Origin of the sequence: Blautia caecimuris, assembly GCF_024622975.1 — a bacterium.
Taxonomy (GTDB): Bacteria; Bacillota; Clostridia; order Lachnospirales; family Lachnospiraceae; genus Blautia_A; species Blautia_A caecimuris.
Map to the genome: position 1 here is coordinate 1 of NZ_JANJZT010000059.1, position 9,932 is coordinate 9,932.

Annotated in this window: 9 protein-coding genes and 1 pseudogene; 6 read left to right on the forward strand and 4 right to left on the reverse strand. The window is 37.8% G+C overall.

Annotation, left to right across the window (positions count from 1 at the left end):
* Positions 1-66: 66 nt before the first annotated feature.
* The 4 genes and pseudogenes from NSA57_RS18775 to NSA57_RS18790 all read right to left on the reverse strand — a co-directional run.
* Positions 67-1,500: pseudogene (locus NSA57_RS18775) on the reverse strand (VirD4-like conjugal transfer protein, CD1115 family); the annotation flags it as partial.
* Positions 1,490-2,596: a hypothetical protein gene (locus tag NSA57_RS18780; protein ID WP_257465764.1), complete on the reverse strand. Its 1,107-nt coding sequence runs from the start codon at positions 2,594-2,596 to the stop codon at positions 1,490-1,492. The pseudogene NSA57_RS18775 and the gene NSA57_RS18780, both read right to left, overlap by 11 nt.
* Positions 2,597-2,735: 139 nt before the next feature.
* Positions 2,736-3,401: a DUF6100 family protein gene (locus tag NSA57_RS18785; RefSeq protein WP_257465765.1), complete on the reverse strand. Its 666-nt coding sequence runs from the start codon at positions 3,399-3,401 to the stop codon at positions 2,736-2,738.
* A gap of 7 nt (positions 3,402-3,408) precedes the next feature.
* Entirely contained in the window at positions 3,409-3,939 is a 531-nt protein-coding gene (locus NSA57_RS18790; RefSeq protein ID WP_257465766.1) for a DUF5697 family protein, read from the reverse strand.
* Positions 3,940-4,386: 447 nt separating this feature from the next.
* On the opposite strand from NSA57_RS18790, the gene NSA57_RS18795 reads away from it, so the two are divergent.
* From NSA57_RS18795 to NSA57_RS18820, 6 genes are read left to right on the forward strand one after another with little or no spacing between them, the layout of a single operon-like run.
* Positions 4,387-4,515: a hypothetical protein gene (locus NSA57_RS18795; protein ID WP_257465767.1), complete on the forward strand. Its 129-nt coding sequence runs from the start codon at positions 4,387-4,389 to the stop codon at positions 4,513-4,515.
* A 59-nt stretch (positions 4,516-4,574) separates the two neighbouring features.
* Positions 4,575-5,885 (forward strand): B12-binding domain-containing radical SAM protein, encoded by a 1,311-nt coding sequence (locus tag NSA57_RS18800; protein ID WP_257465768.1) that lies wholly within the window; start codon positions 4,575-4,577, stop codon positions 5,883-5,885.
* Positions 5,882-6,304 (forward strand): hypothetical protein, encoded by a 423-nt coding sequence (locus NSA57_RS18805; RefSeq protein WP_257465769.1) that lies wholly within the window; start codon positions 5,882-5,884, stop codon positions 6,302-6,304. Before NSA57_RS18800 ends, NSA57_RS18805 begins: the two co-directional genes overlap by 4 nt.
* Before the next feature lie 11 nt (positions 6,305-6,315).
* Positions 6,316-7,149 carry a hypothetical protein gene (locus tag NSA57_RS18810; RefSeq protein ID WP_257465770.1) on the forward strand — a complete coding sequence of 278 codons (834 nt, stop codon included), beginning with the start codon at positions 6,316-6,318 and terminating at the stop codon, positions 7,147-7,149.
* 11 nt (positions 7,150-7,160) lie between these two features.
* Positions 7,161-8,465 carry a B12-binding domain-containing radical SAM protein gene (locus tag NSA57_RS18815; RefSeq protein WP_257465771.1) on the forward strand — a complete coding sequence of 435 codons (1,305 nt, stop codon included), beginning with the start codon at positions 7,161-7,163 and terminating at the stop codon, positions 8,463-8,465.
* A 19-nt stretch (positions 8,466-8,484) separates the two neighbouring features.
* Positions 8,485-9,795, forward strand: coding sequence for a B12-binding domain-containing radical SAM protein (locus NSA57_RS18820; RefSeq protein WP_257465772.1), 1,311 nt, complete (start codon positions 8,485-8,487; stop codon positions 9,793-9,795).
* The last annotated feature ends 137 nt before the right edge of the window (positions 9,796-9,932 follow it).

Sequence of the window (9,932 nt, forward strand, 5' to 3'; positions counted from 1 at the left end):
TAAAGGCAGTATTCCATAAATACCACGCCGCCGAATTTATAATGCGCTGGCGACTTCTGGGCGCACACAGTTACCGATAATTTCCTGCCATTGGTTATAAGGATAGCGGTTCTGCATCTGTGGTAAATTCTGAAAGATGCAGGAAATGCTGAGATTCCGGCTTCGGATTACACTGATCTTCTTATTCAATTCCAGGATAGCTCCGGTGTTAGCAAGCTCATCAGCCAGTATATGTACAGCAACAGGAAGTTTTCCTTCTTCTCCATATTTATCTGCATAACGGACCAGTTTGATGAAGATGAAGGTCATAAACAGGGAAGATAAAAAATCGAAGGTGCTGTCCTGGTCTGAGGTAATGCAAAAGTAAGCACATTTCTGTTTCCCTGGAAGTGTCAGATCAATCTCATCATAAGAGGTAATCTGCCGAATGAGTTTATTCTGAAATACCTGAAGTCTAGCACCCAATCCGATAATAACTCCGCTTCGCACGGTATCACTGGCTTGTTTGTAGATGCAGTAAGGAACTTTTGCTGGATGGGACACTGGGAGCAGATCAAAAAGACTGTTCAGCTCCTTTTCGGAACTCATGGTCAGCAGCTTATAAACCTGTCCGATATTTCTGGCTTCCGGCGGAAAGCCCTGATCCACATAGAGAACCAGGGCTTTTAGCAGGTTCATCTCCGCATTATCCCAGAAATGATCTCCCTTTCCGGAACCTGTATTCTGGATAATGACATCTGCAAATACCTGAGCCATCGTTTCCTGTCCATTGATTTCACCCAGACAATTCCAACTATCCGAGTTTTCCGGATTGACCAGATTAAATGCTTTTACTACATAGCCTTCATTTTCCAAATAAGCAGACATGCTTTCATAGAGTTCGCTTTTGGGATCGGTAATGATTAAACTTTCCCCAGAAGCGTTGTTGCCTTCCTGCCCTCTGGCGACACACTGGAAAATCATATTCCTAGCAAATGCTCTGGATTTCATGGAACCGCTGGCACCATATACGGCGATATTTTTATTCATTCGTGTTTGATATGGAAGACATACGGCTTTGCCATTCAATTTGCCTAAAATGGTTCCTTTATTTTTCTTTACATCTCCGGTCAGTTCCAAAACTTTCATCATTTCATCTGGAGTCATGAATCCGGACGTACCGTAGGTTCCTTTTGTAGAGTAATTTAAGTTCCGGTCATGGTCACTAATCTCCCCGTTTCTGTCATATCCCATACGCATAAGTAAAAAAGTAAGAAGCCCAAAGAGAATCAGGCAAAGAAAAATCCCATACAAATTGTATGGGAAATCGGTAAGGGCAGTATGAAAGCAGACCAACGGGTGTAAAGAAGCTGCTTGCGGATAGGTTCCGTTGCCGGCAAAGTTTCCGGCAGAAGTCCATTCCTGATAGTTTTTAATAAATTGTGCTGCGTATCCTCCGGCATACAGAGTGCAGACGATTATGGGAAGCAAAAACAGGAACTTCCACCATTTACAGTTCATTGAAAAACCTCCTTTTAAACTTTTGAAAATCAATGCTGGAGAAGTGTATATCTGCAGTCAGGTATTTTTTCAGGCAGGGAAGCTGAAAGTCAAAGCAAATCAGGTTCCCGGATAGCCCATATACATTTAATCCAGTATTGAAGCGGTTGATACGCTGCATGTCAAAATCATACGCAAGCAAAATAGGCTTTTCCTGGCTGTCTATTCCATCATGTTCAATTGGCAGATCCTCACGCTGGGGAAAACAGTCGGACAGTAGTAGCTGATTGAGCTGCATCATACGCTGGGGTTGTACCAATAAACGGAGCAGGTATTCTCCGTAGCTGTTATTGGGCAGGAAATAGAAGTGTTCATACGCAGTATCCAGCATGAACAGTGTTTTTTTGTATCCACCGGTACTGGTTAGGAGCCGGAAAGCCATATCCATATCACTGCCAGTCATGATGGCATAAACGATAGGCGGGCCATGGTAAGGAAGTCCCTGAAGATAGTGCTGCAAAAAAGCATTGAGCCGGACTTCCGTTTTGTATTCCCATTTTAAAAGTGTATTTCCGGTATTATAAACAGCATAGACACAGTGAGGAGCCATCAGGATTCCTATACAACGGGAATTTTTGATTTTGGTAGTGGATGCTCCAAGATTTTTAATTTCCCTGGAAGAGTAAAACAGAGGAAGGCTTCGCACAGGAAACGTAGCCGCTTCGCCGGATTCAGAAAAAAGCAGGGGCTTTTCATCTGGAAAGAATGGGATTCCGGCATGAGAAAGCGTCAAATAGGTTTCTGCTTTTTGATGAAGCCGCAGCCGTCTTGGTAATTCGCTACGTATGAGGTTGGTTTCTGCATTTCCGGTTAAATAGTTTTGAAAACGACAGGAATTTTGCGAAAGCAGCAGTTCTTTTGCCCGTTTGGTAAGGCGATAACCTCGTAGGCCATCTTTATAGTGTGTTCTTATAAGCTTACTCTGCTTTAAATCTGTAACCACCTTCTCTGCATAGGAATCACTCTCAATCAATCTGTTAAGCTGTCCGGAAGGGAATTCCCCACATAGCCCAACCATTTCCAAAAGCTGATATTTTATAGAATCGGTTTTTATCAAATAAGCATCACCTCAGTTCGATTTTTACCTATGACAGCCTATACTTGGGTAAAGTAAGGGCGGTATTAAGCATAAAAAATGCAAAGAATATGGCTTCTTTGCAGAAAAATTACCCATATCGGAAAAAGAAAGAAAAATATCAGGAAATTTCCGATATGGTTTTGATAGACGATTTTCTATCTTTCAGCCAGCCAGGAAAGATTTCCGGTTCCATTACAAAGATAACGGTGTGATCGTAATTACCCAGTTCCGTAGTGTGATAGGAGTCGCAAAAGAGTCCCGTATCATCAACCAGAACATAGGAAGCGATAGTATCTAAAATCTGTTTGAACTCCAAATTATCGTAATCACGTATCCGTTGTAAAGAAAGGCTCTGGTCATAAATTTGACTGAAACAGACCACACATCTTTTATATAACGGAATAGAATGTTCTGTCACATAAGTCTGCAAGGCAAGGTTTAATGGCTCATGTAGAAAAGCGGTGTTGGTTCGCAATTTACGTTTGGGCAGTAGCCCTGGCATGGTAATGGAAAGAACACTATTTGAAAAAGAAATTTTGATTCCCTGCACAGCCGCAGCCTGTTTCAGATAGTCTTTCTTTCCAGTATCAGTTGTGGTATATACCAGATTTCTGAGCTGGCAGGCAATCCTTTCAGAACGTAGGGCAGCACTGATACTCAGCTCTTCGTATTTGTCGGCATACGCTTGAATATCTGTTGTTTTCAATGCAAAAATAGTGTTGTGAAGTTTTTGGACTTCATCATCAATGCTCTGTAAACGGTCAAAAACAGTTTTGGTGTTCATACATACCTCATTTCTTTGCATAATAGCTGACAGATCCGGTAGAGGAGTCTACAAGGCAAAAGGCAATCACACCTGTGATATGAATTTTTGAAGCCTGTTCTTCCGACTCTAATACAACCAGCCGTTTCGCATCGCTTTTTGTCTGGCTTTCCATGACATGATTGATAAGATATTCCTGTTCCTGGGGGACATAGAGGACTTCATACCACTCATCTTTAGAGAAAAAGTTCAGTTTCACAGGAAATTCACCGTCAGTATGGTACACAATGGCGTTTTTGAAGTCCAAAAGCACCCAAAAAGATGCAATCATCCCATAATCAGGATTGTTTGCAGATTCCTGGCTGTCGCAGAGAAGCCCGTTCTCCTTATCATAGATAATGCGTTTTTGTTTTACCAGACTGGTGATCAGAGATTTGATAGACTCTCTGTTTTTGGAAAAGAGCCGTAAGACCTGTTCATATTGCAGCGAATGGTAAGTTGTAATGAACCGGAGCAGTTGGGCACCTTCCCCTTGATAGATTTCATTTCTTGTTTTCATGGTAATCTCCCTTCATTATATAATAGGAAGTTTTACTTACACTGTACGCACAGAATACGTTTTTATTTTAGGGGAAGTACGCTGTACGTACTGTGTAAGTATTGGCTACTGTCAGCGAAAGGTTTACGGGTACAAAAAAAGCACCGATAAAGGTGCTGGTAAAAATAGGAATACTATAAGCAATATCAATTGTAACATGGGTAAATTTACCCTTCAATCGCAGAAATGTGCCAAGTTTATGCCAAGATGCGTTAAAAAATATCTAATAGTCAGTTATCCAGTTGAGCATGAAATAATTAAAAGGCTCTGTTAATTATTTTATTTGTGGGAGAAGTAGCGATGGTTTCACATGGTTTTCACTTCGATAGCACATCAATTTCAAAAGAAAATGGTATATTTTAACACATAGGAAATTCCTATAAACACTTGTAGAAAGGAGGATGTGATATGTTTGAACCATTATCAATGTTAAACGGAACATCATTAGACGAGGCTATGTTGACAGACTTTGTCCCTGCAGCAAGTGCGGGAGGCGCAATTCTGAGTATCATTGTAATTGCGATTGTTCCTATGTGAGTTTTAGGACAAGGCGGTGGGCAGGTAATCTGCCCATCGCTTTGTAGAAAGGAGGGCAAATGGATATTGTATTAATTAACCCATTGTATCCTAGATATGAAAGTAATATGTTTGCAAGTGCATTGGTGGCAAGCTTGGATATGCCACCGTTAGGCTTACTTTATATTGCTGCAAATTTGGAAAAGTATGGATACAAGGTAGAAGTATATGATTTTAACTTATATACAGAGCAGGAAATCGAGCAGATTAGCGAAAAAATATTTCAAAATGCTCCTAAAATTATTGGATTATCAGTTAGTACACCTAATTACAATTATGCAGTCGCATATTCTAAAAAAATCCATGAGAGATTAGGAAAGAACTGCAAGGTAATTTTTGGAGGATATCATGCCAGTTTTCTACCAGAAGAGTGTTTGGGTGAGAATATGGCAGATATTGTAATTCTTGGAGAAGGTGAGCAAATTTTTGTTGAGCTTGCAGATAAAATCGTTAGGGATAAAGGAAGTTCTCTGGAAGAAAAACAGGGCATTGCATTTATCAATGAAAATGGAGAACTTTATAATAAAAATGCACATTTGCTCCGTATAGAAAATTTAGATGATCTTCCGTTTCCTGATAGAAGTTTATTACCCATGGAACGTTATAAAACCCCGGCAACAGTTATGGGCAGTAGGGGCTGTGTTGCTAGGTGTGAATTTTGTGCTTCCGGTGCCTGGGGTGGAATTAAGTTGAGAAGTCCTGAAAACATAGTGGCAGAATTGAAGGAATTAAAAAGAGATTTTAACTTTGAACATATTTGTTTTATTGATAATACATTTACGGCGAATAAAGAGCGTACTTATAAAATTGCAGATGCCATTGCTGCTAGTGGATTAGATTTCACATACAGTTTGGAAACCAGAGTAAGCAATGTAGACGATTCACTAGTAGAAAAATTAAAATATATGAATACAATTGCTGTTCAATTCGGGGTAGAGACAGGAAATGATCAGGTTATGAAAGATATCCATAAAGATATTACCCTGGACAGAGTATATGGAGCTGTTGAAACTTGTTTAAATCATGGGTTGCGTGTTATGTGTACTTTCATAATTGGACATCCGACAGATACCAACGAAACCATACAGGATACAGTAAATGCAATTCGAAAAATCAAACGTATGGGAGGACAGGCAAAAATAGAGATGCTGACACCTTATCCCGGAACCCCAGTATTTCTAAATAGAGAGCAAAAAGGACTTGTTATAAAGGACTGGAATTATGATCATTGGGGAGCAACGACTTCTCCAGTATTTGAAACCCAGAATTTTACACAGCGCCAATTACATAAACGATTTATTGAGGCGGTAATGGAGGTAAATACTATATGATAATCAATATTAAAACTATGTTTTTACAGCAGTGGAAATTATTCAAAAATGCAAAGACAGAAGTGGATTTTAGTGTTGTAAGCAAAGAGAAATGGAAAGAGGCAGGGCAATGGCCGGCAACGGTACCGCCATTTTTTCCATTGGTAACCAGATGTGTAGCTCGTCAGGAACAAGCGGGAGAATATATACTTTTGTACAATGATGCTTTAGTTTTGACAGATGAATTAACCATATATATTTTAAAATTATGTGATGGATTCAATGCACCAAAAACTATTAAGGAACTGGTAAAAAAAGAATCTCTATTCGCTTCAGTGGAAGATGTTGAAGGAAAGGTTGAGAAAATTCTGGCAAATGCAGGTAAGTATGGGATTATAAATTGGATACCGTTTTCGCAGCCACATATAGATAGAATGTAGGGGGGATATATATGAGTTTTGGATTAGGAAACATTCAATCAGCAGTAAAATATGATATTGAGATCAGCGGACCTGCAAAAACAGTCTGTAATATTCCGGTTAATCATGTAGAACCAACAGAATGTATTATGAAAATAGAAACACTGAAGAAGATATTGCAGCAGGCTGAAAAAGAGGAAGTTTTACTTATTAATCTTGTTCTAAGCCATTTTTCAGATCTTTTTTTAGATGATGTGCAAAAGATGATTGAAGAAACAAATAAAACAATTCGGCAAGGAGTTGAATTGTCACTTTCTTTTCCAATCGAAGAAGCCGGAGAATTCATTGCAAAAAAGGGAGAACTGAAAGAAATTCTTCTGGAACAGAATGTTGATATTTCACATTATTTTTTGCTACCAGAATTATTTGTTCAGGTAGGAACAGAACTTGGAAAATTTATGAAGGAGATGGCGTTTGAATCTATTCATGATTCCAAAGTACATACATTATTCCCCGTAGATGAATCGACACAGAATTTATTTTTAAAAGGACTTAAAAATTTTTTTAATGCAGCAGATATCTGGAAGACATACAGATTAGAATTTTTAAATTCTTATGATCTGAAACATACAAAAAAATTTCAAGATTTCATTGAAAAAATGAATCGGCAGGCGGAAATTACATACTCTTTCTTGCCTACAATACCGAAAGAGGTCTTAAATGAATATGATGTATTGGAAGATTTTGAAATCCGTTCCGGTAGTTGTTTAGGAGGAAGTATCAATATTTCATATGGATTAAGTGGAGAACGTAAAATCTGTCTTCAGGAAAAAGATGAAACAAAGAAATGCTATTTTTATAAATAGGAGGGGGAGCCATGGATGTTGTATTGATCAATTCAAGCCATAACGATACGAATCACTTGATAATGGATTCTCAAATGAAAAGAGTAACGGAAATGTTGCCTTTAGGTGTCTGCTATTTGGCAACAGAATTAGAAACAGAAGGTTTTGAAGTTCAGGTATTAGATATGGCGGTGCTGGATGAGGCAGAAATTAAGGGGGAATTAGAAGCATTGGTCAAGGCTCCGCCGAAGTGTGTCGGTATTTCATCTTCTACCCTTTCTTATGTTACAGCTATGGAAGTGGCAACATTTCTAAAAAATAAGCTGGGAATGGATTATCCTATTTTTATGGGTGGTTATCATGTAACCTTCGAATATGCTGAAGCACTAAAAAGTAATATGGTGGACGTTGTTATACGGGGAGAAGGAGAAGAGGTGATTGGTAGGGTAGTAGATTGCCTTGGGAATCATAAACATAAAAGTCTCCTTTGTGATATACCTGGACTTTCTTTTCTGATGGAAGGCAAAATATGTTCAACAGAACCTGATATTTTACGTGTAAAGGATTTAGATAAGCTCCCAATTCCAAAGCGCAGTTATCTGAGAACAGACCTATATCGCAATACAGGAACAATAATTTCCAGTAGAGGTTGTGTTGCAAAGTGTCAATTCTGTGCGGCAGGTGCATTTGGTGCTATCAGAACAAGAAGTGCAGAAAATGTGGCTTATGAGATCGAAAGTCTCTATAAGCAGGGAACAAAAAATATCTATTTTGTAGATAACACATTTGCGTCAAATAGAAAACGTGCTATACAGATTTTCCGGATTCTGGAACAAAAGGAGATTAAAATAAACTGTTTTATTGAGGCTAGAGTTACAGAAGTAGATGAGGAGTATTTGGATCTGTTAAAAGCATTTGGAGTAACTTCCATTCAGTTTGGGGTGGAAACAGGAAACGCAGAAGTGATGAAAAGTATACATAAAAATATTACGCTGGAAAGAGTGGAAAAAACAGTACAACTATGCTGTCAAAAAGGAATAGGAGTAGCCTGCAGTTTTGTTATCGGACATCCAGCAGACACAGAAGAAACAGTGCGTGATACAATAGCTTTTGCAACAAAATTAAAACGAATGGGAGCAGAACCAGCGTTTTCTATTATGACACCATATCCGGGGACAGAAGCATATCGTAAGAGGGAAGAACTTGGTGTGGAAATACAGGACTGGAATTTTTCCCATTGGGATTTAAACAGGGCTGTGGCATGTACAAGGAATTTAAGTGCGAGAAAGATTAACAAATTGCATTCGGAAGCATTATTGACATTAAATGCAATATAAGTAATTCAAGGAGAAAACATTGATAGTATTAATATATCCAAAAGATCCCAATAATACCAAAAATAGTTCATCTTTTATGCAGGCAAGCCTGGATATGCCGCCGCTAGGACTTCTGTATCTGGGAACAGTTATAAAAAAATCAGGTGAGCCAGTAAAGGTGTTTGATTTTAATTCTTTGGAAAATCAGGATATGGAAGATGAAATGATTCAAAAAATTGTTCAGTTGAAACCACAAATTATTGGTTTTTCTGTTGCTACTACTTCTTATCCCTATACATGTGAGTTGGCTAAAAAAATGAAAAAGATATTAAATGAGACTATTTTTATTTGGGGAGGTCATCATGTATCTTTTCAATCGGAGGAACCGTTAAAACGAGGAATTGCTGATATAGTGATTCGTGGTGAAGGGGAAGAGGTTATTTTAAAAATCATTCGCATTTTGAAAGATTATGGTAATAATTATAAGCAACATTTAAAAGATGTAGAAGGTATTTCTTATATTTATCAGAATCAGATACATTATAATAAACCAGACTATTTAGTAGTAAAAGATTTAGAAAATGTTCCGATACCAGATAGAACATTACTTGATTTAAGTAAATACAAAAATGCTTCTACTATTCTTGCAAGCAGAGGTTGCATTGGAAAATGTAAATTTTGCGCTTCTGCCTGTATGGGTTTGCCTAGAGAACGGGAAATCTCTTCTATTATTTATGAAATGGATATGCTTGTGAAAAGATATGGTTATCGGCATATTAATTTTGTAGATAATGTATTTGCTTACAATAAGAAACGCACAAAAGAATTGTTGGAGGCTATATGTAAAAAGCAGCTTCCTGTAACATTTAGTGCAGAAGTAAATATTAATTTTATGGATGAGGAAATTGTTGAGCTGTTTAAAAAAGCAGGACTTAAATTTGTACAATTTGGAATAGAAAGTGGAAACAATAAAATCCTGAAATCCATAAATAAGACAATTAGCATTGAAAGATCTCATAGTATTGTCAAGAGATGTCTTGAGGAAGGAATACATGTTGTGTGCAGTATGTTGATTGGACTACCGGAAGATACAGAAGAAACCATTGCTGAAACAGTTGCTATGGCAAAACAATTTAAAAAGGAAGGGGCGCAGATTGTTCTTTCGTGTATGGTGCCATATCCAGGAAGCGAAGTTTTTGAAAAGGCAGATGAACTGGGAATTAAAATAGAAAATTGGGATTACGCTCAATGGAATATGACGAACCGTTCTGTTATTTCTACAAAATATCTTTCAAGGAGAAAAATTGATAAATTGTACAATCAAGCGCTGTCAGAGTTAAATGCAATATAGGGAGAAAGGTATGGCAAAATATTATACTACTTATTTTTTAAAAGGGAAATATACAGAAATTCTTGAGTTTCCGCAGTTTTATCCACAGTCACCTGTTTTGTAATATATCATTATAAACAACTTTTAAAAAATGCCTA